The organism is Spirillospora sp. NPDC049024 (assembly GCF_040649235.1).
GTDB lineage: Bacteria > Actinomycetota > Actinomycetes > Streptosporangiales > Streptosporangiaceae > Spirillospora.
Genome location: NZ_JBEZFD010000014.1, coordinates 22,853 through 48,783, shown reverse-complemented (window position 1 = coordinate 48,783; position 25,931 = coordinate 22,853). Strand labels below are relative to the sequence as shown.

Annotated in this window: 22 protein-coding genes; 8 read left to right on the top strand and 14 right to left on the bottom strand. The window is 73.3% G+C overall.

Features of this window, described 5'->3' with window-relative positions:
• Positions 1–3 precede the first annotated feature (3 nt).
• Positions 4–1,035, bottom strand: a complete 1,032-nt coding sequence (locus AB0C21_RS25275; RefSeq protein WP_500207401.1) for a CaiB/BaiF CoA transferase family protein — start codon at positions 1,033–1,035, stop codon at positions 4–6.
• A 178-nt stretch (positions 1,036–1,213) separates the two neighbouring features.
• The gene (locus tag AB0C21_RS25270; RefSeq protein WP_149261177.1) at positions 1,214–1,951 is read right to left on the bottom strand and encodes a hypothetical protein; all 738 of its coding nucleotides are present in this window, start codon (positions 1,949–1,951) and stop codon (positions 1,214–1,216) included.
• A gap of 216 nt (positions 1,952–2,167) precedes the next feature.
• Between AB0C21_RS25270 and AB0C21_RS25265 the strand changes: the two genes are divergently transcribed.
• Both AB0C21_RS25265 and AB0C21_RS25260 read left to right on the top strand, forming a co-directional pair.
• Positions 2,168–3,556 carry an MFS transporter gene (locus AB0C21_RS25265; RefSeq protein WP_500207399.1) on the top strand — a complete coding sequence of 463 codons (1,389 nt, stop codon included), beginning with the start codon at positions 2,168–2,170 and terminating at the stop codon, positions 3,554–3,556.
• 25 nt (positions 3,557–3,581) lie between these two features.
• Positions 3,582–5,126, top strand: coding sequence for an AMP-binding protein (locus AB0C21_RS25260; protein ID WP_500207398.1), 1,545 nt, complete (start codon positions 3,582–3,584; stop codon positions 5,124–5,126).
• A gap of 67 nt (positions 5,127–5,193) precedes the next feature.
• On the opposite strand, the gene AB0C21_RS25255 is transcribed toward AB0C21_RS25260, so the two are convergent.
• The 5 genes from AB0C21_RS25255 to AB0C21_RS25235 form a co-directional block, all read right to left on the bottom strand.
• Positions 5,194–5,748 (bottom strand): DUF6183 family protein, encoded by a 555-nt coding sequence (locus AB0C21_RS25255; RefSeq protein ID WP_500207397.1) that lies wholly within the window; start codon positions 5,746–5,748, stop codon positions 5,194–5,196.
• A gap of 37 nt (positions 5,749–5,785) precedes the next feature.
• The gene (locus tag AB0C21_RS25250; protein WP_500207396.1) at positions 5,786–6,592 is read right to left on the bottom strand and encodes an enoyl-CoA hydratase/isomerase family protein; all 807 of its coding nucleotides are present in this window, start codon (positions 6,590–6,592) and stop codon (positions 5,786–5,788) included.
• Between the two features lie 52 nt (positions 6,593–6,644).
• Complete coding sequence (locus AB0C21_RS25245) at positions 6,645–7,790, bottom strand: acetyl-CoA C-acetyltransferase (RefSeq protein ID WP_149261181.1); 1,146 nt, start codon at positions 7,788–7,790, stop codon at positions 6,645–6,647.
• A 111-nt stretch (positions 7,791–7,901) separates the two neighbouring features.
• A complete protein-coding gene (locus AB0C21_RS25240) occupies positions 7,902–9,935 on the bottom strand; it encodes an MFS transporter (RefSeq protein ID WP_500207394.1) in 2,034 nt (677 codons plus the stop codon).
• Between the two features lie 131 nt (positions 9,936–10,066).
• Positions 10,067–10,423, bottom strand: coding sequence for a hypothetical protein (locus AB0C21_RS25235; protein WP_500207393.1), 357 nt, complete (start codon positions 10,421–10,423; stop codon positions 10,067–10,069).
• A 150-nt stretch (positions 10,424–10,573) separates the two neighbouring features.
• Here AB0C21_RS25235 and AB0C21_RS25230 point away from each other — a divergent pair, with 150 nt between their 5' ends.
• Positions 10,574–10,738 (top strand): hypothetical protein, encoded by a 165-nt coding sequence (locus tag AB0C21_RS25230; protein WP_200842050.1) that lies wholly within the window; start codon positions 10,574–10,576, stop codon positions 10,736–10,738.
• A gap of 220 nt (positions 10,739–10,958) precedes the next feature.
• Positions 10,959–11,834, top strand: a complete 876-nt coding sequence (locus tag AB0C21_RS25225) for a methyltransferase domain-containing protein (protein WP_500207392.1) — start codon at positions 10,959–10,961, stop codon at positions 11,832–11,834.
• Between the two features lie 57 nt (positions 11,835–11,891).
• Here the strand turns inward: AB0C21_RS25225 and AB0C21_RS25220 are convergent, their stop codons facing one another.
• The 4 genes from AB0C21_RS25220 to AB0C21_RS25205 all read right to left on the bottom strand — a co-directional run bounded on the left by AB0C21_RS25220 (position 11,892) and on the right by AB0C21_RS25205 (position 17,085).
• A complete protein-coding gene (locus AB0C21_RS25220; RefSeq protein ID WP_500207391.1) occupies positions 11,892–12,695 on the bottom strand; it encodes a hypothetical protein in 804 nt (267 codons plus the stop codon).
• Between the two features lie 174 nt (positions 12,696–12,869).
• Complete coding sequence (locus tag AB0C21_RS25215; RefSeq protein ID WP_500207389.1) at positions 12,870–13,865, bottom strand: zinc-dependent alcohol dehydrogenase family protein; 996 nt, start codon at positions 13,863–13,865, stop codon at positions 12,870–12,872.
• A 4-nt stretch (positions 13,866–13,869) separates the two neighbouring features.
• Positions 13,870–16,197 carry an ATP-binding SpoIIE family protein phosphatase gene (locus AB0C21_RS25210; protein WP_500207388.1) on the bottom strand — a complete coding sequence of 776 codons (2,328 nt, stop codon included), beginning with the start codon at positions 16,195–16,197 and terminating at the stop codon, positions 13,870–13,872.
• Between the two features lie 186 nt (positions 16,198–16,383).
• Positions 16,384–17,085, bottom strand: a complete 702-nt coding sequence (locus AB0C21_RS25205; protein ID WP_500207387.1) for an iron-dependent transcriptional repressor DtxR — start codon at positions 17,083–17,085, stop codon at positions 16,384–16,386.
• Positions 17,086–17,184: 99 nt separating this feature from the next.
• Here AB0C21_RS25205 and AB0C21_RS25200 point away from each other — a divergent pair, with 99 nt between their 5' ends.
• Complete coding sequence (locus AB0C21_RS25200) at positions 17,185–17,892, top strand: UdgX family uracil-DNA binding protein (RefSeq protein ID WP_500207385.1); 708 nt, start codon at positions 17,185–17,187, stop codon at positions 17,890–17,892.
• Between the two features lie 32 nt (positions 17,893–17,924).
• On the opposite strand, the gene AB0C21_RS25195 is transcribed toward AB0C21_RS25200, so the two are convergent.
• A complete protein-coding gene (locus AB0C21_RS25195) occupies positions 17,925–19,223 on the bottom strand; it encodes an MFS transporter (RefSeq protein ID WP_500207384.1) in 1,299 nt (432 codons plus the stop codon).
• The gene (gene pdxH, locus AB0C21_RS25190; RefSeq protein WP_500207383.1) at positions 19,220–19,873 is read right to left on the bottom strand and encodes a pyridoxamine 5'-phosphate oxidase; all 654 of its coding nucleotides are present in this window, start codon (positions 19,871–19,873) and stop codon (positions 19,220–19,222) included. The genes AB0C21_RS25195 and pdxH overlap by 4 nt, the downstream gene beginning before the upstream one ends.
• Before the next feature lie 183 nt (positions 19,874–20,056).
• Here pdxH and AB0C21_RS25185 point away from each other — a divergent pair, with 183 nt between their 5' ends.
• On the top strand, positions 20,057–21,169 hold the full coding sequence (locus AB0C21_RS25185) for a citrate synthase 2 (RefSeq protein ID WP_149261191.1): 1,113 nt from the start codon (positions 20,057–20,059) through the stop codon (positions 21,167–21,169).
• Positions 21,170–21,273: 104 nt separating this feature from the next.
• Here AB0C21_RS25185 and AB0C21_RS25180 read toward each other — a convergent pair whose 3' ends face one another.
• Positions 21,274–24,165, bottom strand: a complete 2,892-nt coding sequence (locus AB0C21_RS25180) for an ABC transporter substrate-binding protein (RefSeq protein ID WP_500207382.1) — start codon at positions 24,163–24,165, stop codon at positions 21,274–21,276.
• Between the two features lie 158 nt (positions 24,166–24,323).
• Between AB0C21_RS25180 and AB0C21_RS25175 the strand changes: the two genes are divergently transcribed.
• A complete protein-coding gene (locus AB0C21_RS25175) occupies positions 24,324–24,719 on the top strand; it encodes a hypothetical protein (protein WP_500207381.1) in 396 nt (131 codons plus the stop codon).
• A gap of 44 nt (positions 24,720–24,763) precedes the next feature.
• Positions 24,764–25,900, top strand: a complete 1,137-nt coding sequence (gene serC, locus AB0C21_RS25170) for a phosphoserine transaminase (protein ID WP_149261194.1) — start codon at positions 24,764–24,766, stop codon at positions 25,898–25,900.
• The last annotated feature ends 31 nt before the right edge of the window (positions 25,901–25,931 follow it).

The following is a 25,931-nucleotide window of genomic DNA, read 5'->3' as shown; positions in this document are numbered from 1 at the left end:
ATATCACTCCGTGAGACGCCACATCTGGCCCCGGTGCTCGTCCAGCTCCGGGGCCGCTCCCCCCGCCAGCGGCGGATGGACGGCCGTCCGCACCGGGCCCTCGTCCTGGACGCCGCGCGACCGGAAGTGATCGAGTTCGAGCATCTCGGCGCGGGACAGCAGCGGCGCCACCGGAGCCCCCGCCTCCGTGAGGCGCTCGATGGCCTCCGCCCGGGTGAGCCCCGCGACCGCGGCGGCGACCGCGCCGTCCAGCTCGCCGATCCGCTGGAGCCGCTCGGCGAACGGGACTCCGGCGTGCTCGCCGATGCCGAGCGCGCGGCAGGTCGCGGCCCACAGCCGCTCCTCCGACACGACCCCCAGGGTGATCTTCTGGCCGTCCTTCGTGGGGTAGACGCCGTACCCGGGCACCGGCCCGACCCCCGATCGCCGCGTCGCGGCCGGGACGGTGCCCACCCAGTGCGCGAGGACGTCCGCCATCCCGAGGTCGATGCGGTCGCCGACCCCGGTGGCGCGGGCCTTGAGGCAGGCGGCGGTGATCGCGAACGCGGCCATCGTCGCGGCGGCCATGTCCGCGAGGGGCAGCTCGTCGGCCTCCGGGGAGACCGCGTCGGGCGGCAGCGCCGCCGCGTAGGCGCGGTAGTTGATGTCGTGCCCGGGGACGTCCGCGAGCGGCCCCTCGGCCCCGTACCCGGAGATCGAGCAGTAGACGAGCCGCGGGTTGAGCGCCCTCAGCGTCCCGTGGCCCACGCCGAGCCGCTCGGCCACTCCGGGGCGGAACCCCTCGACGAAGACCTCGGCATCGCCGGCCAGCTCCTTGAGCGCGGCGAGCCCGTCCGCGGACTTCAGGTCGAGGACGATGCCGCGCTTGTGCCGGTTCAGGACGTCGAAGTGGTCGCGGAACATCCGCATCGGCTCCCCGCCGGGCGGCTCCACCTTGATCACATCCGCGCCGAGCTGGGCGAGCAGCTGCGTGGCGTAGGGACCGGGCCGCCACATCGTCAGGTCGAGGACGCGCAGTCCGTCCAACGGCGCCATGGGGGGCTCCTCTCGGGTCGCCCGCCTCACGGTGCCCGCCCGCCCCCGCGCCGTCAACGGGAGTCTCGGAGGGTGGCCGTGGTCCCCCGATGTCCACGGCCACCGGACAGTCAGACGTCCGGCACCCCGCCGGAGTTCGCGCTCCGCCGAGAAAATTCGATCAAGGTGTCCCGGCCCGCTACTTCGCGGACGGGCGGCCCGCGATGAGGTCGCTCAGCCAGTCCCCGAAGCGCTGCACGGGCAGCCGGTACCGGCGTTCCCGGATCCGCGCCCGCCGCTCCTTGCGGGACCCCTCGGCGTAGCGGCGCCGGGCCCACGGCGAGTCCGGCCGGGCCAGCCGGACGGCCCCGATGATCGCGACCAGGCCGATGAACAGGCCGATGACGCCCGTCCAGACCTTGCCCTTGAGCAGCGCGATCAGCGCGACGCACAGGTTGAACAGCAGGACGCCCACGATCCCCCACACCCCGTCCCCGGCGGCGTCGTTCGCGCCCAGGGGCCGCAGGCCCAGCAGCATCAAGCCGCACAGCGCGACCGTGATGAAGACGACCTCGACCGACAGCCGGCCCTGCTCGCTCCAGTAGACGTCCTGGAGGTGCAGCACCAGCGCGAACTCGTCCAGGACGAGCGCCGTGCCCGCCCCGAACACGCCCGCGGCGGCCGCCGCCAGTCCGGACGTGCCGTCCTGCACCGCCAGCCCGCCCACACCGCCGACGCACATGAACACGAGCCCGAACACGACGTGGTGGATGTGCTGCCCGCCGGGCGTCACGTTCCCGGGCCACCACCGCACCTGCCGCCGGATCATCCGCACGCTGAACCGGATGAACAGGAAGGCCAGGATGAACGCCACGAGGAAGCAGAACAGCCGGAGCCGCCCGGCGTCCGCGATCTCGCGCGTGAACCATGCCCCCACACCGCCCCTTTTCCCCGAGGCGGGTAAAGCCCACCCCAACCCCGCCGAGACCCACCGCAATCGGACCCGCGCTGCCCGGGTGCGCCGTCCTCGACCACCGCCCGGCGCGAGGCCGGGAGCCGCCCGGCGAGGGGCCGGGAGCCGCCCGGCGAGGGGCGCGGCGCGTGCCGTTCGGACGGGTTTCCTTGATCAAAAAGCCGGGGTACGCTTCCGGCGATGCCGACATACGCACCAACTCGCGGTGCTCTGCTGCTCGGCCTCCTCGCCGCGAGTCAGGTGATGCTGCTGCTCGACCTGACGATCGTCAACGTCGCCCTGCCCAGCATCCAGCGGGACCTGGACACGTCCGCGGCCCAGCTCTCCTGGGTGGTCAACGCGTACACGCTGGTGTTCAGCGGCCTCCTGCTGCTCGGCGGACGAGCGGGCGACATCCTCGGGCACCGGCGGGTCTTCACCGCGGGGGCCGCGCTGTTCACAGGCGCCTCGCTCCTCGGCGGGCTGGCCTTCAACCCCGAACTGCTGCTCCTCGCGCGGGCCGGGCAGGGAGCCGGGGCCGCGCTCGCCGGACCCGCCTCCCTGGCGCTGATCGCGACGGGGTTCCCCGACGACCGCGCCAGGAACCGGGCCTACGCCGTCGCCACGAGCGCCGGCAGCGTCGGCATGCTGCTCGGCCTGGTCGCCGGCGGGCTGCTGATCGAGTGGGGGACGTGGCGGTGGACGTTCTTCGTCAACGTCCCCGTCGGGGCCGCCGTGGTGGCGCTCTCCCGGTGGTGCCTCCACGAGTCCCCGCGGATCAGGGGCCGCTTCGACGCGGCCGGGGCGCTCACGGCCACCGCCGGGATGACGCTCCTCGTCTACGGGGTCGTGCGCGCCGCCGAGTCCGGCTGGAGTGACGGCCCGGTCGCCGCCGCGCTCACCGCGGCGGCGGTCCTCCTGGCCCTGTTCGTCGCCGTGGAGGCGCGGGCCCCGCAGCCGATCATGTCGCTGGGGCTGCTGCGCGACCGGAACCGCGCGGGGGCCTGCGTCATGCGGCTGCTCCTCACCGCCGCGATGAGCGGCATGATGTTCTTCCTCACCCTCTACGTCCAGGGGGTCCTCGGGTACGGCCCGCTGGAGACCGGGCTGGCCTTCCTCCCCACCACGCTCACCGTGATCGCCGCGAACAGGGCCGTGCCGTCGCTGCTGGCGCGCGTCGGCCCGATGAAGGTCATGGCGGCCGGGTCCGTGCTCACCGTCATCGGGATGGCGTGGCTGACGCAGATCTCGGCGGCGAGCACCTACGCGTCCACGATCCTCGGGCCGGTGCTGCTCTTCGGCGCGGGCCACGGGCTGGTCTCGGTGGCGGCGACGGCGATCGCCATGACCGGCCTGCCCGCCGGCGAGCACGGCGGCGCGTCCGGCCTCATCCAGACCACGCAGGTCGGCGGGCCGCTCGGGATCGCCGTCCTCGTCGCCGTCTACGAGGAGGTGGACGGGAGCCGCGTCCAGTCGCTCGCCGGGGCCTTCACCGGCGCCCTGGTCCTTTCGCTGCTCATGCTCGTCACGGCCCTGACCGCCTTCCGCCGGGCGGCCGTCCGAGCACCCGCGTCCGCGGGAACGAGTTGATCACGCGCCACTCGGAGGAGACCCCGTGCACATCACCCACATCGTCCACCGGGCACTGCAACTCGCTCCGGACGAGCCGGTCACGGCCTACGGCGACCGGTTCCGCACAGCGCGCGAGCAGGCCGACCGGGTGGCCCGCCTCGCCGGGGCCCTGCGGGAGCGCGGCGCGGGCGGCGGCGACCCCGTGGGGATGCTGGCCCTCGGCTCGGACCGCTACCTCGAGTTCTTCCTGGCCGTGGCGTGGGCGGACGGGGTGTTCCACCCGGTCAACCCCGCCTGGAGCACGCAGGAGATGATCTACGCGCTGGCCGAGTCGCGGACCCGGATCCTCTTCGTCGACGACGCGTTCCTTGACCGCCTGGGCGAGATCAGGGACGCCTGCCCCGAGCTGCGCGAGGTCGTCCACGTCGGCGACGGGCCGGCGCCGGACGGCATGCCCGGGTTCGAGGAGCTGATCTCGCGCACGGAGCCGGTCGAGGACGCCCGCAGGGGCGGCGACGCGCCCGCCGGCATCGTCTACACCAGCGGGACGTCCGGACGCGCCAAGGGCGTCGTGGTCGCCCACGGCCGCCTGGTCCACTCGGCGATGACCATGCCGGCGAGGGTTCCGTGCCACGGCCTCCCCGGCGGGCACATGCTGATCACGTCGAACTTCTCCTCCATCTCCATGCTGGTGACCTGGCTGGTCCAGGGGATGTGGGGCGGGCTCACCGTCGTCCCGCGCACGACCGACGTCGACGGGCTCCTCGACGCCATCGAACGGCACAGGGTCACGCACGCGCCGTTCGCCCCCGGCACCCTGCAGCAGATCGTCGACCACCCCGGCATCGCCGCGCGCGACCTGTCCAGCATGCTGAGCATCGCCTACGGCGCGGCGCCCATCACCGAGGCCCTCCTGGGGAGGGTGATGGAGGCGTTCCCGAACGCCGCCTTCCACCAGTGGTACGGGATGAACGAGTTCGGCCTCGCCACGCTGCTGCCGCCGGAGGACCACGTCGCGGGCCGCAAGCTGCGCTCGGCCGGGCGGCCCGCGATCGGAGCCGAGGTGCGGATCGTCGACGACGCGGGCGCGGACCTGCCGCAGGGCGAGGTCGGGGAGATCATCGTCCGCACCGGCGCCCTGATGCTCGGCTACCTGAACAAGCCCGAGGAGACGGCGCGGACGCTCCGGGACGGCTGGGTCCACACCGGCGACGGCGGATACCTGGACGAGGACGGCTACCTCCACATCGTCGACCGGATCAAGGACGTGATCAACGTCGACGGCTGGAACGTCTACTCCACCGAGGTGGAGCAGGCGGTCGCGTCGCACCCGGCGGTGGCCGCGGTCGCGGTGATCGGCATCCCGGACGACAAGCCGGGCGAGAAGGTGCACGCGGTCGTCGTGCTCAAGCACGGCCGCGCGGCGAGCGAGGACGAGCTCCGGCGGCACTGCGAGCCGCTGATCGCCTGGAAGACGCCCACCAGCTACGAGTTCGTCGACGCCCTCCCCCTTTCGACCACCGGGAAGGTCCTCAAGCGCGAGCTGCGCAAGCCGTACTGGGCTGGAATGGACCGCCAGGTCAACTGACCGGCCGCGTCGCGCTGACGTGCGGTTGCGCCGGTGATCTGGCCCGGTTTCCCATGCCGCCCGCGAGTCAGTCGGAGTCGGTGACGGCTAGGACGGCCAGTTCCGGTAGGCGCTCAACGCCTGCCGCGCGCCGGTCCAGCCGACCGCCGTCACCCCGGTGTCGAGCCCGAAGGGGCCCGGCGCGCTCGGTGGACGATGCGTCGTAGCGCAGGGCCGTCTCCTGGAGCAGGCAGGCCGCGAGCTCGTCCGACGCCTCGGCGTCGTCGAAGACCGCGAGGAGCTGTTCGGGAGGCTGGGCGCAGGCCAGCCATTCGGCGACCTCGGGCAGGTCGTAGCGGAGGTCACCGCACCACGCGCGCCCCTTGGCGGCGAGGGCTCGGACGCTCGCGACACGGCCCGCGTCCCCGGGCGCGCCCGCCAGCCGCCGCAACGCGGCCTCGAAGCCGTACCGCATCGGGTAGGTCGGCTCCTCCACCTCCAGCAGCGCGGCGAGCAGCCCTTCCAGCCACTCGGGCTCCGCCTTCTGGACGGTGTCGTCGGTCACCTTGACGGCCCTGCCCCAGTGCCGGTCCCTGTAGGTGTCCGCCAGCCCCATCCGCCGGACGGCCTCCCCGATCTCCATGGCCCGAAGTGTCACACACCCGGACCGGCCGGGCGGTTCAGCGGCCCTGGAAGTCCGGGGGGCGGTTCTCCAGGAAGGCGGTGATGCCCTCCTTGGCGTCCTCGGTGGCGGTCAGCTCGACCAGCTCGGACAGCAGGTGGGCGACCTGGTCCTCCAGCGGGCGGCCCTCGATGGCGAAGAACGCGTCGCGGCCGCGGCGCAGGCCGACCGGGCTCTTGGACGCGATCACGCGGGCCAGCTCGTCCACCCGGGCGTCCAGCTCAGCGCGCGGGACGACCTCGGTGACCAGGCCGATGTCGCGGCCCTCGGCGGCGGTGACGCGGGCGCCGGTGTAGTAGAGCTTGAAGGCGTGCTTCGGGGCGACGTTCCGGTTGATGATCGCCATGATCATCATGGGCCAGAGGCCGACGTTGACCTCGGGGGTGGCGAGCTTGACGTCGTCCGCCGCGATCACCAGGTCGCAGGCGGCGGCGAGGCCGAGGCCGCCCGCGACGGCGTGCCCGGCCAGCCGCGCGATGATCGGCTTGCCGAGCTCGGGGAACGCCGTGAAGAGGCGGTAGGGGGCGCTCTCGCGGATGGCGGCGGCGTCGGCCACCGAGCGGCCGTCCGCCTGCGCCTCGCCGAGGCCGCCGAGGTCGGCGCCCGCGCAGAACGCCCGGTCGCCGGCGCCCGTCAGGACGATCACCCGGACGTCGGGGTCGGCCTTGGCCCGCTCGAACGCGTCGAGCAGCTCGCCGATCATCCGGTCGCTGAGCGCGTTGCGGGCGTCGGGGCGGTTCAGCGTGATCCGCGCGATCCGCTCGTCCGCCGAATACAGGATCGTCTCGTACATGTCGCCGCCCATCCCCGAACGGTACCGCCCCCTGGAGCGGGCTCCAGGGGGCGGTCCGGTGGACTCAGATGCGCTCGATGATGGTGGCGTTGGCCTGGCCGCCGCCCTCGCACATCGTCTGGAGGCCGTAGCGGCCGCCGGTGCGCTCCAGCTCGTGCAGCAGCTTGGTCATCAGGATGCCGCCGGTGGCGCCGAGCGGGTGCCCGAGGGCGATCGCGCCGCCGTTGGGGTTGGTCTTCTCCAGCGAGGCGCCGGTGTCGTGCGCCCACCCCATCGGGACCGGGGCGAACGCCTCGTTGACCTCGAAGACGTCGATGTCGTCGATCTTCAGCCCGCCGCGGTCCAGGGCCTTCTCGGTGGCGGGGATCGGGCCGGTCAGCATGTAGACCGGGTCGGAGCCGCACACGGCGAGGGTGTGGATGCGGGCGCGCGGGGTGAGGTTGTACCGCTTGACGGCCTCCTCGGAGGCGACCAGCACGGCGGAGGCGCCGATGGAGATCTGCGAGGCGACGGCGGCGGTCATCCGGCCGCCCTCGCGCAGGGTCTTCAGGCCCGCCATCTTCTCCAGCGTGGTGTCGGGGCGGGGGCCCTCGTCCTTGGACAGCCCGGCGATGGGGGCGATCTCGCGGTCGAAGTAGCCGGCCTCGATGGCCTTGGCGGCGCGCTGGTGGCTCTCCAGCGCGAACTTCTCCATGTCCTCGCGGCTGAGGCCCCACTTCTCCGCCATCAGCTCCGCGCCGCGGAACTGGGAGATCTCCTGCATGCCGTAGCGCTCGGCCCAGCCCTCGCCGTACGGGAAGGGCATGCCCTTCTCCATGGCCATGGCCACGGAGGAGCCCATCGGGACGATCGCCATCTGCTCGACGCCGGAGGCGACGACGAGGTCCTGGGTGCCCGACAGCACGCCCTGGGCGGCGAAGTGGATCGCCTGCTGGGACGATCCGCACTGCCGGTCGATGGTCACGCCGGGCACGCTCTCCGGCAGCCCGGCCGACAGCCACGCGGTGCGCGCGATGTCGAGGGACTGCGGGCCGACCTGCATGACACAGCCCATGATCACGTCTTCGACCGCGGAGGGGTCGACCCCGGTGCGGTTGACGAGCTCCTTGAGCACGTGGGCCCCGAGGTCGGCGGGGTGGACGTCCTTGAGGGCGCCCTTCTTGGTACCGACGGGGGTACGGACCGCGCCGACGATGTACGCCTCGGCCACTACGCCTCCAAAAATTGGGGTTCCGTCCCGAAACCGAGTGTGATTCGGTTAGTCAGTATGAGATTACATCGCTCACGGCGCAACGCTATGTGAGCTGGGTCTCGAGGGAGCCTACGCTCCCCGCTCCGCGGGCCGCGTTTCGGGACCCAGGACCTCGCCGTCCGCCTCGTCGCCGAGGGACTCCTCCGCCAGCCGCGAGAGGACGTCCGCGAGTTCAGGATGCTCCTCGGGGGCCCAGCCGTCCAGATGCCGGGCGAGCCCCTCGCGCCGGACGGCGAACAGGCGCTCGGCGGCGTCCCGCCCCGACGGTGTGACGGTAAGAGTGCCCTCCCGCCGCAGGACGTAACCGGCGTCGACGAGCCGGTCGACGTACGGGCGGCCCTGCTCGGCCCGGACGCCCGCGCGCTCGGCGAGCTCCCGGCCGGTGACCGTCCCGTCCCTGGCGATCCGGCACAGCGCCCACACGCTGCCCGCGGGCAGGGAGACGCCCGAGTGCGCGGCGAGGCGGTCGTACATCTCGAAGGCCCTGGCGTCCTTGCGCATCAGCTCGCTCAGGGCCCGCTCCATCTCGTGCCTGGACGAGCGGACGGTCGGCGCCGCGCCGAAGCCCTCCCCGTAGTCGGGCGTCCGCGAGGTCGCCCGCAGCGGGACCTCGCGCAGGAACCAGGTCAGCACGAACGCGACCGCCGCCACCGGCACCGCCCAGAAGAACACCGAGTCGATCGACTCCGCGTAGGCGTGCAGGACGGCGTTCTTGACCGCGACCGGGTACCGGTCCAGCAGCCCCGGGTTCCCCTGGACGGCCGCCGGGTCGAACCCCGGCGGCAGGACCCGCGCCAGATCCGCCACACGCCCGGCGAGCTGGTTGCTGAAGACCGAGCCGGACACCGCGACGCCGAACGACCCGCCGATCTGCCGGAAGAAGGTGACGCCGGACGTCGCCGAGCCCAGGTCCTCATACGCCACCGCGTTCTGGACGGCGATGACCAGCACCTGCATGACCAGGCCGAGACCGAAGCCGAGCAGCGCGAACCGCAGGCTCATGCTCAGGGTGGTGGAGCTCTCGTCCAGCGCCGAGCACAGGTACAGCGCGAGCGCGATGATCGGCGTGCCGACCATCGGATAGATCTTGTAGCGGCCGAACCGGGTGATCAGCTGGCCGGAGCCGATCGAGCTGAGCAGCATGCCGAGCATCATCGGCAGCAGGTAGACGCCCGACAGCGTGGGCGAGACGCCGTGCACCACCTGGAGGAAGATCGGCAGGAAGGTCAGCGCGCCGAACATCGCGAAGCCGACCGCGAAGCTGATCGCGGCGCCGAGCGCGAAGACCGGATGGCGCAGCAGCGCCGGCGGCATGACCGGCTCGGCGGCGCGCCGCTCCACCAGCAGCCACAGCGCGATCAGCACCACCGAGCCGGCGGCGAGGCCGATGACCGGCGCGGACAGCCAGGGGTAGCGCGTCCCGCCCCAGGTCGTCATCAGCACGAGCCCGACGGCCCAGCCGACGATCAGCAGCGTGCCGAGGTAGTCGATGCGGTGGCGCTCCCGCTCGCCCGCCGCGTGCAGGACGGCGGCGATCACCGCAAGCGCCACCACGCCGATGGGCAGGTTGATGTAGAACACCCAGCGCCACGTCAGGTTGTCGACGAACCAGCCGCCGAGCAGCGGGCCGCACACGCTGGCCACGCCGAAGACCGCGCCGAACAGCCCCTGGTAGCGGCCGCGCTCGCGGGGCGGCACCACGTCCCCCACGATGGCGACGGCGAGCACCATCAGCCCGCCGCCGCCGAGGCCCTGCAGGGCGCGGAACACGATCAGGCCCGTCATGTTCTGCGACAGCCCGCACAGCGCGGAGCCGATCAGGAAGATGACGATCGACGCCTGGAACAGCCGCTTGCGGCCGTACTGGTCGCCGAGCTTGCCCCACAGCGGCGTCGACGCCGTGGCGGAGAGCAGGTACGCCGTGACGACCCACGACAGGTGGTTGAGCCCGCCGAGCTCGCTGACGATCGTCGGCAGCGCGGTGGACACGATCGTCTGGTCCAGCGCCGCCAGCAGCATGGCGAGCATGAGGGCGCCGAGGACGACGTAGAGCTCCCTGCCCTTCGGCATGGCCCGCTCGTCCCGCGCCGCCGTCGCCGTCATGCCCGTCTTCCCCCTGCCGCCGTCCCCGCCGCCGTCCCCTGCCGCCGTCCCTGTGCCGGATGCGTGCGGGGATGCCTACCCACGAGCCGGACGGGATCACGCGGCCCGTGCGGGCGGCCGGGGAGGCGCGGTCAGCGCGCCAGGTCGCGGCCGACCTTCGCGGCGCCGATCGCGGCCGCGCCGCCGGCCACGCCCGCCGTTCCCGCGGTCACCCACAGCGGCAGGCCCTTGCGGGTCTTCAGCCCGCTCACCAGGTCGATCGAGTCGACGGCGAGGCCGATCCGGGCCCACAGCCGGCGCCCCGAGTCGTCGCCGCTGAGCAGGTAGCCCGCGCCGAGCGCGATCTCCCGGGCGGCGAACATCCGCACCATGAGGTCGCGGCCGGGGTCGGCGCCGCCACCGAGCCCCATCAGCTTCACGGTCAGCCTCGGCACCGCGAGCGCCGCGAGCCCGAGCGCGACACGGCCGCGCGCCAGGTTGGTCGCCATCTCGTCGACCCTGTCCCGGCCGTCTGTTTCCTTAGCATCTGCCACAAAGGTGAGAGTATCGGCCGACCGTCACCCCCCGACCGGCGGGTAACCCCCTCCTTACCCGTCTATGGTGCAAAGAGGCGGCAGTCCCCCGGAACGAAGGCGGCCATGGACGAAGGCATCCTCGCTCTCATCGTCGTGTCACTCCTGGCCGCGTTCTGCGTGCGCTGGGCCGCGATGCGGCTCCGGCTTCCCATGCCGGGCCGAATGGCGGTCATCATCGTCTTCGTCATCGTCGTCCTGACGCTGTACGGGGAGCACCTGCGGAACTGAGCGGCGCGGGCCGGACGGCGGACGGATTTTTCGCGGCCGTTCCGAACCTCCCGGCCCGACCGGGAGTCATAACTGGCGAAACCGGCTTCACGCCCGTTCGACGTCCCGCCGACGCCGACGCGCCCACCTCTGGCGGGTGGGCTCCCCCGGCCCGCGCCTGCGCGGCGGACGCGAACGGAACCCCGTACGGCGAAGCCGGCCGAGCCGAGGGAGAGCACCCGTGCCGCATCCGGCGACCGCCGTCCAGGAGACCGGGGGCACGATCGCCCCGCATCTGAGGCGCCTGCTGGAGTTCGTCGAACCCTGTCCCGATGACGTGTGCCTGGACGTCGCGCGCGGACGCGGCCCCATGCCCGCCGCGCTCGGGCCGCAGGTCCGCCACATGACCGCGGTGGACGCGACGCCCGTGACGGCGGTGTCCACGTCGGCCAGGTCGGCCCGGATGGAGACGGTGGAGTTCGGGACGGGCCCGGTCCGCATCACCGGCGGGACCCGCGACCCGGACGGCGCCCGCGACGGCCAGGACGGCGGCGACGGCGCCCGCCGCCCCCCGGCCGCCGTGACGCGCGAGGATCCGCGGCCGCGCCCGGCGAGTCCGGCCCGGCGCGATCCCGTCAAGGCGGACGCCACCGCCCTGCCGTACAGGGACAACACGTTCTCCCTGGTCACGGCCCGCTTCTCGCTCTACACCCTGGGCGATCCCGATGACGTGCTGCGCGAGCTGCTGCGGGTGTGCCGGCCGAGCGGGCGGGTGGTCATCGCCGACCTCGTCCGCGGCAACCTCTCCGGACCCGAGCGCGACCGGATCGAGCGGCTCCGCGACCCCGACCACCCCGGCACCCCCTCCATCGCCCGGCTCACCGAGATGATCACCTCGGCGGGCGGGAGCATCCGGCGGCTGGACGTGTTCACCGTGGAGCGTCCCGTGGAGCCGTGGCTCGCCGGGGCCCGCGACGACGCCGCGGCCGACCGCATCCGCGAGGCCATGCTCGACGAGGTGGACGGCGGTCCCCGCACCGGCGCCAAGCCGCGCGTCATCGGCGGCGAGCTCTGGTTCACCCAGTCCTGGGCCCACGTCGCCGCGGAACCCATCTAGCAACGCGAAGGCCCGCGCCGGGGAGCACGGCGCGGGCCCGTTGCCGGCGTTAAGCCGTCACTTCTTGCGGACGGCCATCGTCGGGTACATCTCCGAGTACCCCTTGCCGCCGAAGTACGAGATCAGCTCCGCGTGGTTCTTGCCGGACGCGGACGGGAGGCCGCCGCGCAGGTCGGCGATCGGCGCGGCGAACCCGCACCCGGTGGTCTTCGGCACGGCGAACGTGTCGTCGGTGGCCCTGATCCTGACCCAGAACGTGCCGTCCGGCCCCGAGGCCCCCGTGATGTCCGGCAGGTCCAGGTCGAGAGAGATCGGCGCCGCGTTCGACCCGACGTAGCACGTGTCGCCGAGCAGCTGGTTGATGAGCTTCAGCTTCAGGTCCAGCCGGGTCTTGCGGTTGGGGATGTCGATGTCGATCTTGCCGGCGTACTGGGGCTTCACCTTCAGCGCGAGCAGCGGGATGCTCTCGCTCCCGGGGACGCCGAGGGCGCCGCCGGCCACGCTCATCGCCGTGCTCCGCATCTTCACGAACTTGGAGATCTCGGCGCCGGTCTTCGGGTCGTAGCCGGCCAGCAGCGTGATCCGCATCGGCGCGGTGATCTGCTGGTCGATGTTGCCGATCTTCATGCTGCCGCCGTTGGTCACCAGCACGTTGCAGTACCAGTTCGCGGGATCCGCGCCGACCGGCAGGACGTCGGGGCAGTCCGACAGGTCCAGCGTCGCGGGCGGGGCGTCAGCGGTCGTCTGGGCGCTCGGAGCCGGGGTCGGCTCCGCGGACGCCGCGGGGGCGGTGGCCAGGGCGGTGCCGGCGAGGCCCGCCGACAGGGACAGTGCGGCCAGCCGCTTGATGATTGACGACACGGGGGTCCTCTCGCAGGAGTGAAACGCGGCGGGGGGCCTCCCGAGTCGGCCTGACCGGAGTAGGCTACTCGCGAGTATGGAGCGATCCAACGGCATGCGAGACGCGGTGTCAATAGGGCTCGCGCCGCCGGCGAACGCCAGGTGAGAGGTGCCGCTCGCGAAGGCTGCGGAGGGTCAGGGGACCAACACGGCCGCGCCGGTGAAGCGGTCGCCGGCGAGGTCGGCCAGGGCGCGGTCCGCGTCGTCCAGGCCGTAGGCGTGCGTCGTGACGGCGACGCCGAGGCGCGCGGCCAGCGTCAGGAACTCCTCGCCGTCCGCCCGCGTGTTCGCCGTCACCGAGCGGACCTGGCGCTCCTGGAACAGGTGCCGCTGGTAGTCCAGGGGCGGGACGTCGCTCAGGTGGATGCCCGCGACGGCGCAGGTTCCGCCGCGGTCGAGCCGTTCGAGCGCGGCGTTCACGAGCTCGCCCGCCGGCGCGAAGATGACCGCCGAGTCGAGCGGGGCGGGGGCGGGGTCGAAGGAGTCGCCCGCCCAGGACGCGCCGAGCTCGCGGGCCAGCTCGCGGGCGGCCGGGCTGCGGGTGAACACGTGCACGTCGGCGCCCTCGGCGAGCGCGATCTGCGCGGCCAGGTGCGCCGAGCCGCCGAACCCCCAGATGCCGAGCCGGCCGCCCGGCGGCAGGGACGCGCGGCGCAGCGCCCGGTACCCGATGATCCCGGCGCACAGCAGCGGGGCGGCGCGCACGTCGTCCAGCTCGGCGGGCAGCGCGTAGGTGTAGGCGTCGACGGCGAGCGCGTACTCGGCGTAGCCGCCGTGCGCGTCCCAGCCGGTGTAGACCGAGGACGGGCACAGGTTCTCGGCGCCCCGGCGGCAGAACCGGCACGCGCCGCACGTCCCGCGCAGCCACGCGACGCCGACGCGGTCACCGGGCCCGTGCAGGCAGCCGGGGCCGGCGGACACGACCTCCCCGACGATCTCGTGGCCCGGCGTCACGCCCGGCAGGTGGACGGGCAGGTCGCCCTCGGCGACGTGCAGGTCGGTCCGGCAGACGCCGCACGCGAGCACGCGGACCAGCAGCTCGCCCGGGCCGGGCGAGGGCACCTCGCGGTCGGCGCGCCGGAGCGGCCCCGTCGCCATCGGGGACGGCTTCTCGACCACCCAGGCGCGCACCGGCTCATCCCGGGTTCAGCGGCAGCTCGAACCAGACGGCCTTGCCGTCGGCGGTCGGACGAGCGCCCCAGCGGGTGGCGAGCTGGTCGACGAGGTACAGGCCGCGGCCGCCCTCGTCGGTCTCGCCGGCGCTGCGGATGCGCGGCAGCCGCATGTCGGAGTCGAACACCTCGACCCAGATCGCGCCCGCGCCGCGCCGCAGCCGGAGCCGGAACTCCTTGGTGGGCGGCTCGCGGCGGCCGAGGTCGGCGCCGATATTCCAGTCGTCCTCGTCGAACGCGCCGCCCTCGAACGGGTCGCCGTCCAGGGCGCCGAAGTCGGTGTTGAACTGCACGGGCGGCGGCGCGCCCAGCGGCTCGCCGCCGCGGCCCGGCGGCCCGGCCGGGACCGGGACGACCATCTCGCGGCGCGGCGTCGGCGTCGAGGTGGCGTGCAGGACGACGTTCGTGACGACCTCCGACACCAGCAGGCACGCGAGCTCGGCCTGCTCGTCGAGCATCCCCCAGGCCGCGAACGCGTCGGCGGCCATCCGGCGCGCCTCCGAGACCATGATCGGCTCGGCGGTGAAGGTGCGCTCCTCGACGGCCAGCTCCTCGGCGGCGGTGCGGATCACCACGATCGCGACGTCGTCGTCGATGTCGCCGGGCACCGCGTCGTAGGCGGCGTTGGCGATCGCCTCGACCCCGCCGTGCGCCACCTCGGCGACGGCGGCGCGGACCATCTCCCGCGCCTCCTCGCGCGTGTAGTGGTCGCCGTCGTCCTTGGAGCGCCGGTCGATCAGGCCGTCGGTGTAGAGGACGAGCGTGGAGCCCGGCTTCAGCTCGGCCGACTCCTCGTTGAAGAGGAGCTCGCCGCCCATGCCCGGGGCGCGCAGGCCGAGCATGCCGCCCTCGCTCTCGAAGTCCAGCTCGCTGACCTCGCCGTCGACGACCAGCAGGGGCGGGTCGTGCCCGGCGTTGGCGAACTCCAGGACCCGCGACCACGCGTCGTAGACGAAGTAGGTGCAGGACACCAGCGGCGGCCGGACGAGGTCGTCGCTGTTCCAGCCGGACCGCATCCGCTCGGGCCGCGTCATCGTGCGGACCCACTCGTCGAGCTTGCGCAGGATGTCGGCGGGCGGCTTGTCGTCCTGGGCGAAGGCGCGCAGCGCGGCGCGGAGCTGGCCCATGACGGCGGCGGCGCGCGCCCCGCGGCCCTCGACGTCGCCGATGACGAGGCCGACGCGCCCCGCCGACAGCGGGATGACGTCGTACCAGTCGCCGCCGACCTGCGTCTGGATGCCGTGCCCGTGCGACTCCAGCGGGCGGGCCGGCTCGTACCGCCAGGCGATCTGCAGGCCGTCCAGCCGGGGCGGCCGGTCGCCCGGCAGGAGGTGCTTCTGGAAGGCGAGCGCGGTCTCGCGCTCCTCCTCGAACAGCAGCGCGTTGTCGACGGCGAGCGCGACCCGGCTGGCGATCGCGCCGAGCAGGTCGCGGTCGAAGCCGTCGTAGTGGGGGTCGGGCCGCTTGGACAGGTTCGACAGCGCCAGGCTCATCACGCCGAGCAGCTCGCCGCGCACCAGCAGCGGCGCGGAGATCACCGAGGTGATGCCCATCTCGTGGCCGAGCCGCTGGGACGACTCGTTCGGCGCGGTGAACCGGTGCTGGATCATGTCCTCGACGAGGACGGCGTCGCGGCGGTCCATCGCCTTGGCGCTGAAGTGGCCGGGCGGGTAGGAGACGGGCTCGCCGACCTCCGCCCACGTGCCGGGCGGCGGCTCCCAGTCGCCCGCGTGCCGCGACACCCGCCGGTAGAGGCGGTCGCCGCTGTAGAGGTCGATGAAGCAGTGGTCGGCGAACTGCGGGACCAGCGTGTCGGCGACCCGGCGCAGGGTGCTCTCCAGCTCCAGGGACCCGGCGAGCCGCTCGCCGATGCGCTCCATCAGGCCGTAGCGGTCCTGCTCGCGCTGGTTGGAGCGCAGCGCCTCGCGCGCGAAGATCACCACTCCGTCGACGGCGCCGGACGGGTGCCGCAGCGGGACGGCGTGCGCGCGCGTGTAGACCGTGGTGCCGTCGGCGCGCAGGTTGCAGAAGGTGCCCTCCCACACGCCGCCCTTGAGGACGTGCCTGGCGAGCTCGGTCGCCTGCTCGTGGTCCTCCTCGGCGATGCCGAGCGACAGGATGGAGTGGCCGATGAACGCGTCTCCGCCGAAGCCGAACAGCTGCCGGGCGAAGGAGTTGCCGTAGATGATGTTGCTGAAGCGGTCGCAGACGATGACCGCCATCTCCATCTGCGCGAGGACGGTCTCGGGCGGCAGGTGCGCCTCGTCAGGCGCTTCCCCCCAGTGGCTCATCTCCCCATCCCGATACCCGTCCCGATCCTCGCCCCGTTGATCACCGCACGTCGCGGCGCGGGCGTCCTACGTGGTCGCCTCGTCGTATTGAACGACGAACCCGCCGTCGGGATACGCCCGGAAGACGCGATGTTATGGAGATCTTCGGTATAGACCGTCGAGGCGGGGGTGCACACGCGGACCGTGTCAGCGCCTGCTGACGAAGACGTGCTCGGCGATGCCGCGCGGCAGTTCCGTCGCGGGACTGTCGTCCTCGTCGTCACCGATCACCCGCACCCCGTCGTCGGTCGCCCGGAGAATCACTTCTCGTCCCGGTTGTATCCCTATCTGCTTGAGTCTAAGCATCAGGTCGCTGTCGCTCTGCACCTGCTCGCTGATCCGCCGGATCACCGCGTCCGCGCCCTGCGGGCTCGCCACCGCGGTCATCACCGCCAGCGGCGCCTCGTCGGCGTCGTCGCCGTGCCCGCCCAGCTCGTCGAGGCCGGGGATCGGGTTGCCGTGCGGGCAGGTGGTCGGGTTGTCCAGCAGCGCGACCAGGCGGCGCTCGACGTCCTCCGACATCACGTGCTCCCACCGGCACGCCTCGATGTGGACGTCCTCCCAGGGCAGTCCGATGACGTTGACCAGGAGGCATTCGGCGAGGCGGTGCTTGCGCATCACGCGCGTGGCCAGACCGCGGCCGCTCTCGGTCAGTTCGAGGTGCCGATCGCCCTCGACCCGCAGCAGCCCGTCGCGCTCCATCCGCGCGACCGTCTGGCTCACCGTCGGGCCGCTCTGGGAGAGCCGCTCGGCGATGCGCGCGCGGAGGGGGATGATCCCCTCCTCTTCGAGCTCGAAGACCGTCCGGAGGTACATCTCCGTGGTGTCGATCAGGCCGTGTGAGGTCACAGCTCCCTCCAGTCTTATGGGCAAGAGTCTACTTGCTCGGACCCCACGTCGCCGGGTCCCGCGAATATCCCCGTCAAGCCGGGTACGGGGCAACGCAAGATGAACGCGAAACCTTCCCAAGACGCGGAACCCTTCCTGCCCGGGACCCCGGAGGGGCGGGCCGACCTGGACGCCCTGCGCCGGGCGGCCGAGGGGTGCCGCGGATGCGACCTCTACCGGAACGCCACGCAGACCGTCTTCGGCGAGGGCTCCCCCGGCGGGCGGATGGTGCTCATCGGCGAGCAGCCCGGCGACCAGGAGGACCGCAGGGGCCACCCGTTCGTCGGCCCCGCGGGGCGCGTCCTCGACCAGGCGCTGGAGGAGGCCGGGATCGAGCGCGGCGACGTCTACGTCACCAACGCCGTCAAGCACTTCAAGTACAAGAAGCCGGAGGGCGGCGGCAAGCGGCGCATCCACGAGACGCCGAACGCGGGCGAGATGCGGGCGTGCCGCCCCTGGCTCCTCGCGGAACTGCGGCTCCTGGACCCGGAGGTCGTCGTGGCCCTGGGGGCGACGGCGGGCAAGGCGCTGCTCGGCTCCTCGTTCCGGGTGACCAGGCAGCGCGGGCGGCTGCTCCCGCTGCCCGACCTGGAGACGCTCGGCACCCCGGCCGCCGGGCGGGAGATCGGGGACGAGCCGCCCGGCGCGGCCGAACCGCGGCTCCTCGCGACGATCCACCCGTCGGCCGTCCTGCGCGCCGAGGACCGCGAGGCCGTCTACCAGGGCCTCCTGGAGGACCTGAAGATCGCCGCCTCCGCGCTCGGCTGACACCCGCCCGGCGCCTCAGTGTTCCGGCGGCCTCAGTGGTCGGCCGGCACCGCCTCGGCCGTGACGGTCTCGGCGGTGCGGGTGTCGTAGCGGAGCAGGGCGGGGACGGCGAACCCCACCGCGATGACCAGCGCGGCGCAGGCCAGGCCCCCGCCGACCCACGAGGCGGTCGCGCCTACGGCGCTCGCGGTCGCCCCCGCCCGGACGTCTCCGAGCCGGGGCCCGCCCGCGACGACGACGGTGAAGACGCCTTGGAGCCGTCCCCGCATCCGGTCGGGCGCGTAGGTCTGGAGCATGGACTGGCGGAAGACCGACGACACCAGGTCGGCCGCGCCGCCGACGGCGAGCAGCGCCACCGCGAGCCAGAGATGGCCGGCCAGCCCGGACGCCGCGACGGCGAGCCCCCAGACGGCGATGGACGCGACGAGCGCGATCCCCTGCCGGTGCACCCGCCCGATCCAGCCGGACGACAGCCCGCCGAGGAACGCGCCGACCGCGATCGCGGCGAACAGGTAGCCGACCGCGCCCTCGCCGCCGAACCGCGTCTCGGCCACCTCGGGGAACAGGGCGCGGGGCATGGCCACCGCCATGGCGATGACGTCCACGACGAACGACATCAGGAGCACCGGCTGCGTGGCCAGGTAGCGCAGGCCGTCGAAGACCGACCGCAGGCCGGGCGTGCCGGTCATCTCGCCGAGCGGCGGGATCGGCGGGAGCCGCAGCGCCGCGTACAGCACCACGGTGAACAGCACGGCGTCGAGCGCGTAGGCCGCCGCGTAGTGCCAGTGGGCGAGCAGGACGCCGGCGAACAGCGGCCCGGCCAGCATCCCGAACTGGCTCGCGGTGAAGTTGAGGGTGTTGGCCGCCGGGACGAGCGGCCGGTCGACCAGCCGGGGGATGATCGCGCTGCGGGTCGGCGAGGACACCGCGAAGCCGACCGCCTGGACCGCCACCACGGCCATGATCAGCGCGAGGCTGCCCACGCCCAGCAGCGCCTGGACGAGCAGCAGCAGCGTCGCCGCCCACATGACGCAGGACGAGGCGAGCAGCAGCCTGCGCCGGTCCATGTGGTCGGCCACCGCGCCGCCCCACAGCCCGAACACGATCAGCGGGACGAGGTTGACGACGCCGAGGGCGCCCACCCAGGCCGACGACCGGGTCATGTCGTAGACCTGGACGGGGACCGCGACGGCGGTGACCTGGAACCCGACGAACGAAACGCCCTGCCCCAGCCACAGCCGCCGGTAGGCGGGGTGGCCCAGCGGGCGGGTGTCGATCGCGAGCCTCCGCAGCCGCCTGCGGCGGGCCGTCCCAGGCGGTTCCGGTGTCACGGAGACAGTCTCTCCGCCACCCATCCCCTCTCGTCCCCCGGGGTCGTCCGGCGGTACCGGATCCGGTCGTGGAGCCGGTCGCGGCGGCCCTGCCAGAACTCGATCGACTCGGGGACGACGCGGTAGCCGCCCCAGAAGTCCGGCAGCGGGACGGCGTCGGCCGCGTCCGCCTCCGCCGCGCCGGAGGGCCGCCCGGAGGCCGGATCCGGCCAGCGCGAGGCTGCCTCGGCGTAGCGGCGCTCCAGCACCTCGCGGTCGGGGATGACGCCGGACTGGTTCTCGCTCGCCCAGGCGCCGATCCGCGAACCGTACGGGCGGGTGCGGAAGTAGGCGGCCGACTCCTCGCGCGCGAGCTCGAGCACCGGTCCCGCGACCCGCACCTGCCGGTACATCGGATGCCACGGGAACACCAGCGCCGCGCGGGGGTTCTCCGCGAGGTCGCGCCCCTTGTGGGAGGTCAGGTTCGTGAAGAACCGGAAGCCCTGCGGCCCGTAGCCCTTGAGCAGGACGGTCCGGGCGCTCGGGACGCCGTCGCCGGACGCGGTGGCGAGGATCATCGCGTTCGGTTCGGCCAGCCCCGAGGCGTGCACCTCGGCGAACCAGGCGGCGAAGAGGGCGAGCGGGTCGGCGGGGAGCGCCGACTCGGACAATTCGCCCCCCTCGTAGGATCTGCGGAGCCGTGCGGGATCGGGCGTTGGGGAATCCACAGCGTCCGAGCCTCTCACCTGGGCCTTGTGCAACTCACATGACCCCTGGGTACTGGTCAGTAAGGCGGACAGGGTTCAATGGCACGGCACCGCCTTATCACTCTTGGGGACGAAAGGCAGGACGACATGTCCGACTTCAAACCCGGTCTCGAGGGGGTCGTGGCCTTCGAGACCGAGATCGCCGAACCGGACAAGGAGGGCGGCGCCCTCCGCTACCGGGGCGTCGACATCGAGGAGCTCGTCGGCCGCGTCTCCTTCGGTGACGCCTGGGGGCTCCTGGTGGACGACAGCCTCGACCCGGGCCTGGCTCCCGCCGACCCGCACCTGCTCCCGGTCACCTCCGGCGACGTGCGGGTGGACGTGCAGAGCTCCCTCCCCACCCTCGCCACCGCGTACGGGATGAAGCCGCTGCTCGACATCTCCGACGAGGAGGCCCGCGCCGACCTCGCCCGGGTGTCGGTGACGGCGCTGTCGTTCGTGGCGCAGTCCGCACGCGGCGTCGGAAAGCCGATGGTCCCGCAGAGCCGGATCGACGAGTCCGGCACCATCACCGAGCGGTTCATGGTCCGCTGGCGCGGTGAGCCCGACCCCAAGCACGTCCGGGCCATCGACGCGTACTGGGTCTCCGCCGCCGAGCACGGCATGAACGCCTCCACCTTCACCGCCCGCGTCATCGCCTCCACCGGCGCGGACGTCGCGGCCAGCATGTCCGGCGCGATCGGCGCGATGTCCGGCCCGCTGCACGGCGGCGCCCCCGCCCGCGTCCTGCCGATGATCGAGAAGGTCGAGCAGCTCGGCGACGCCCGCAAGGTCGTCACCGACATCCTCGACTCCGGCGAGCGGCTGATGGGCTTCGGGCACCGCGTCTACCGCGCCGAGGACCCGCGCGCCCGCGTGCTGCGCCGCACCGCCAAGGAGCTGGACGCGCCCCGCTTCGAGGCCGCCAAGGCCCTGGAGGACGCGGCGCTGGCCGAGCTGCGCGAGCGCCGCCCGGACCGCCCGATCGAGACGAACGTGGAGTTCTGGGCCGCGGTCATCCTCGACTTCGCCGAGGTCCCGACCGCGATGATGCCCGCGATGTTCACCTGCGGCCGCACCGCGGGATGGGCGGCGCACATCCTGGAGCAGAAGCGCACCGGCCGCCTCGTCCGGCCGAGCGCCCGGTACACCGGCCCCGGCAGCCGCTCCCTCAGCGAGGTCGCCGGCGCAGCGGAGGTCCTCAAGCGCCAGGCCGGCTGACCGGCCCGTCCCCCCGCACCGACGCGCCTGAGGCCCCCGGGAGAACCGGGGGCCTTTGCCGTGTCCGGGGGCCGCGCCGTGGCCGAGGGCGCGCCGTCCCGGCCCTACCGCGCGGCGCCCCCGCCCCGCTTCTCCCCGGGCGGGCAGTCGGCCCGGCCCTGCACCCCGGCGATGAGGCGGCCGCACACCTGCTTGACCTCCGTCGTCCCGTCCTGCTCGATCGTCGCGAGGATCACCGGCCGGTCGAGCACCTGGTGGCCGGTGCCGCGGGGGCCGAAGCGCAGCACGCCGCTCGCGCCGTTGCGCAGGACGTCGTGGTCGGGGTCGTTGAGCGCGGCGAACACCGAGCCCGCCGACGGGAGCGCCTTCTCCTGCCAGTAGACCTTGCTCGCCACGGTCGCGACGAGGGTCGCCGCGTCGTAGCTGACGGCGGCGCGGGTGATGGACGGCCGCCGCCCCGTCGGGTCGTCCTCGTCGTCGGTCATCTCCCGGACGGCGGGGTCGTAGTCGGAGTAGAACGTCTGCGGCGACTGGTCGCCGATCCAGCGCCACGTCCACGCCTCCCGCGCGGCCAGCGGCGTGAAGTACAGGTCGAAGGTGTTCTTGCGGCCGAGCTCCTCGGCGTTGTCGCTGACGTACTTGGCGATCTCGTCGTCGGCGAGGACCAGCGGGCGCCGGGGGCACGACAGCTCCAGGACGTTGATGAACGAGCGGAACTCGTCCGACCGGCCCGCGTAGTAGAACAGGTCGGGCTGGTCCTGGCACGCCTCCCTGACCGACTTGTTCAGCTCGCCGGGGTTCCGGTACGGGCGCATGAGCGCCCTGCCGGGCCGGAACGACTTCTGGAAGTCGGCCGCCAGGTTCGCGCTGTAGAGGTCGTCGCGGTCCCCGTCGTAGATGACCACCGCGTCGTCCGCCTTCGTGTCGCCGACGTCTCCGTGCCGCGCCCAGTAGGCGGCGTGCTGGGCGGTCCGCGCGTTCGGCGACGCGAGCCTGAAGTAGTACGGCGAGTAGCCCGCGTCGCCGTCCAGCAGCGCCGTCCCGTCGTAGCTGTTGGCGGTGCCGACGAGGGGCAGCGCCGACTTGGCCAGCAGCCTGATCGCCTGCTGGGTCTGCCGGCGGCTCTGCTCGAACCCGATCACGGCGACGATCGAGCGGTCCTTCAGCGCGCGCCGGCGGATCTGCTGGGCGACGTCCTCGGCGTAGCGGAACTTCGCGCCCGCGTTGGCGACCAGCACCCGCAGCCGCAGGTCGTCGCCCTCGGCGGCGTCGTTGAACCGCTTCTGCGCGATCGCCAGCCCGATCAGCTCGCCCTGCACCCCGGCGAGCAGGTCGATCCGCTTGTTCTTGATGGACGGGTCGGCCGTCACCGGGCCGAGGTAGACCACGGTCGCGTACGGCTTGCCGGACTCCATGACGTGGTCGTTCAGCGCCTGGATCCGGTCGAGGACCTTGTTGAGCCGGTTGTCGTTGTTCTTGCCGCCGGAGTCCTCGCCGAAGCGGAACGAGCCGTCGGTGATGCCGACGCACTCGCCGTTCGCCATCCGCCTGATGCCGAACGGCGAGCAGTACCGCACCGCCTGCACGGAGATCACCGAGACGGACGCGGCGGCGACCGCGACCATCGCGATCCACGGCAGCGCCGGATGGGCGAGCCGGGGGCGGCGCCGCACCGGCCGGACGGGCGGCAGGTCGCCGCCCGGGTCGCGGGTGATGTCCACGCGCAGCTCGCGGCGCGAGCCGAGGGCGCCGACGCGCCGCTGCTCGCGCGTGTAGCGGTCCCACAGGCCGCGCGCGGCGATGACGCTCTGCGGCTCGTCCGACGCCACGTCCACCCGGACGGCCCGCGCGATCCGGTCGAGCAGCAGGGGCCCGGACGCCGCGGCCGGGTCGTCGCTCGCGGGCGCGGTCGGGTCGATGCCGGCGACGACGACGAGCGGGTCGAACCCGGGCAGCCGGTCGCTCGCCTGGCTGTCGGCGCGGACCCGTTCGACCAGCTCCACGAACTCCACCCCGGGATGCCCGGCGGACAGCCGCTCGAAGATCAGCACCGGGTAGCGGATCCGGGCCCACGCCGCCCGCCGGTAGTCGCGCCGGTAGTTGCGGCGCAGGTCCTCCAGGAACGCGGCGACGAGCAGCAGGTCGAGCTGCTCGCCGTGGTCGTCCGGCTCGACCGGGCGGGGGTCGAACACGCCGAGCGCGAAGCCGAGGAAGCCGGTGGAGTCGCGGTCGACGTAGGGCTGGCGCAGGAACCAGCCGAACCGGCGCACCCCGTACCAGCCGCGCGTCCGGGCGACGATCTGCACGGTCACGAACGCCAGCCCGATGACGGCCGCGAGCACGGCGGAGGCGAGGTCGAGCGCCGCCGCCGTCCCGGCGCTGATCAGCGCGACGGCCGCGATGCCGATGGGAGCGATCTGCTCCAGGAAGGATAAGAAGATCGCGGGCCTGCCGCGCACCTCCTCGAGGTCGCGCAGGACGTCCCGGCCGCGCCGGCGGATCACCCGGTTCAGCTCGCGGCGGCGCGCGTTCTCGTTGTCGCCGACCGGCGGGTGCGTCAGCCGCCGGACGAGCAGGTGGTTCTCGCGCTCGGCCGACGAGGCGCCGCGCGGCGGCGGGCGGTCGCCGGCCAGCCGGATCTCCCGCAGGTCGCGCAGCCACAGCGCCATCTCCAGCAGCGGGAACCGCAGCGCCGGCTCGCCGCGGGCGCGGCTGCTCGGCTGCGACAGCTCGCGCTTGGCCTCCCGCAGGACGCCCGCGACGTCGGTGGCCGCCGTGTCGGCGGCGATGTGCGACACCGGGGCGCGCTCGTCCTCGCAGCGGGACTTGAGCATCTCCGCGACGTGGGAGGTGGCGCGCCCCGGCCCGAGCAGCAGGAGCAGCGGCCGCAGCCGCTCCCGCCACCGCCGCGGCGGCCGCTCCCGCAGCCGCTCGAACAGGTCGAGCACCCCGCGCAGCCGATCCTCGCTCAGGATCCGGTCGCCGTCGCCCGCCATGTCCCGCCTCGCTTCCGTGCTCGCCTCTGCCCCGGCCGCTCCCCCCGCGCCTCTAGCCCCCGTCTGGATTGGACGCGGACAAGGAGGTATTGGATCGAAACTTCCCGCTGATCATGTGCGGGTTCGCGAAACTCGGCCACTTTGTCATCATTGGCCGCATGAGAGAAGTCCCCTCCGCGGCGGACGAGCCGCTCGAAGGCGACATCGGCCCCGCGTCCGGTGCGGCGTCCGGGGCCGGCTCGGGCCCGGCCGCGCGGCCCGGGGCGCCGGAGGCCGGGCGGGAGAGAGCCGAGGCCGCCGAGGCGCTGCGGCGGTTCGACGCGGAGCGCGAGGAGCGCCGCCGGGGCACCGACGCCGTCGCGGGGCGGATCGCCGTCGTGCTCGCCGCCCTCCTCCTGGCGTTCCTGACCTACGACTCCGCGCGCACGGCCGTCGAGGCGCATTCCAGGGGCGACGACTGGCTCTACCCGCCGGGCGTCGTCGGCGGCGTCTGCGCCCTCGGCCTGATCGCCCTGCTCACCTGGGCGTGGCGGCGCCGCCGTCTCGGCATGTGAACCCGACCCGCGATCTTCGCCGCAGGTCAGATAGCCTCGGGTGAGTGACCGACAGCGCGAATCCCACCATCGACATTCCCGCCGATCTCAAGCCCGCCGACGGGCGCTTCGGGTGCGGTCCCTCCAAGGTCCGTCCCGAGCAGCTCGCCGCCCTGGCCGAGTCCGGCTCGACCTACATGGGCACCTCGCACCGGCAGAAGCCGGTGAAGTCCCTCGTCGGCCGCGTCCGCGAAGGGCTGGCCGATCTCTTCTCCCTGCCGGAGGGGTACGAGGTCCTGCTCAGCAACGGCGGCACCACGGCCTTCTGGGACGCGGCCGCGTTCGGCCTCGTGCGGCAGCGGTCGCAGCACCTGACGTTCGGCGAGTTCTCCAGCAAGTTCGCCAAGGTCACCACGGGAGCGCCCTGGCTGGGCGACCCCACCGTCATCTCCAGCCCGCCCGGCACGCACCCCGAGGCGTCCGCCGAGGAGGACGTCGACGTCTACGCGCTCACCCACAACGAGACCTCGACCGGCGTCGCGATGCCGATCAAGCGCCCGGCGGGCACCACCGCGCGGGAGGGCCTCGTCCTGGTGGACGCCACGTCCGGGGCGGGCGGCCTGCCCGTCGACGTGACCGAGACCGACGTCTACTACTTCGCGCCGCAGAAGTGCTTCGCGGCGGACGGCGGCCTCTGGGTGGCGCTCGCGTCCCCGGCGGCGCTGGAGCGGATCGACGAGATCGCCATGTCCGACCGGTACGTCCCGGAGTTCTTCAACCTGAAGACGGTCGTCGACAACTCCGCCAAGGACCAGACGTACAACACGCCCGCCGTGGCCACGCTCCTGCTGCTCGCCGAGCAGATCGAGTGGATGAACGGGCAGGGCGGCCTCCGGTGGACGACGTCCCGCACGGCCGAGTCGTCCCAGCGGCTCTACACGTGGGCCGAGAAGACGGCGTACACGACGCCGTTCGTGGTCGACCCGGCGCAGCGTTCGCAGGTCGTCGGCACGATCGACTTCAACGACGACGTGGACGCGGCGGCCGTGGCCAAGGCGCTGCGCGCCAACGGGATCGTCGACACCGAGCCCTACCGCAAGCTGGGCCGCAACCAGCTGCGCATCGGCATGTTCCCGGCGATCGACCCCGACGACGTCGAGGCGCTGACCGCCTGCGTCGACTACGTCGTCGAGCGCCTCTGAGCATCCCCGAGCCCTGACCGGAGCCCTCGGG

Bases quoted from the DNA above. Each gene is read 5' to 3' on its own strand.
- AB0C21_RS25180 (WP_500207382.1), bottom strand. From the start codon at position 24,165: ATGGCGGGCGACGGCGACCGGATCCTGAGCGAGGATCGGCTGCGCGGG.
- AB0C21_RS25230 (WP_200842050.1), top strand. From the start codon at position 10,574: ATGGACGAAGGCATCCTCGCTCTCATCGTCGTGTCACTCCTGGCCGCG.
- AB0C21_RS25235 (WP_500207393.1), bottom strand. From the start codon at position 10,423: ATGGCGACCAACCTGGCGCGCGGCCGTGTCGCGCTCGGGCTCGCGGCG.
- AB0C21_RS25275 (WP_500207401.1), bottom strand. From the start codon at position 1,035: ATGGCGCCGTTGGACGGACTGCGCGTCCTCGACCTGACGATGTGGCGG.
- AB0C21_RS25265 (WP_500207399.1), top strand. From the start codon at position 2,168: ATGCCGACATACGCACCAACTCGCGGTGCTCTGCTGCTCGGCCTCCTC.
- AB0C21_RS25200 (WP_500207385.1), top strand. From the start codon at position 17,185: ATGAACGCGAAACCTTCCCAAGACGCGGAACCCTTCCTGCCCGGGACC.
- AB0C21_RS25210 (WP_500207388.1), bottom strand. From the start codon at position 16,197: ATGAGCCACTGGGGGGAAGCGCCTGACGAGGCGCACCTGCCGCCCGAG.
- AB0C21_RS25175 (WP_500207381.1), top strand. From the start codon at position 24,324: ATGAGAGAAGTCCCCTCCGCGGCGGACGAGCCGCTCGAAGGCGACATC.
- AB0C21_RS25185 (WP_149261191.1), top strand. From the start codon at position 20,057: ATGTCCGACTTCAAACCCGGTCTCGAGGGGGTCGTGGCCTTCGAGACC.
- AB0C21_RS25240 (WP_500207394.1), bottom strand. From the start codon at position 9,935: ATGACGGCGACGGCGGCGCGGGACGAGCGGGCCATGCCGAAGGGCAGG.
- AB0C21_RS25250 (WP_500207396.1), bottom strand. From the start codon at position 6,592: ATGGGCGGCGACATGTACGAGACGATCCTGTATTCGGCGGACGAGCGG.
- AB0C21_RS25255 (WP_500207397.1), bottom strand. From the start codon at position 5,748: ATGGAGATCGGGGAGGCCGTCCGGCGGATGGGGCTGGCGGACACCTAC.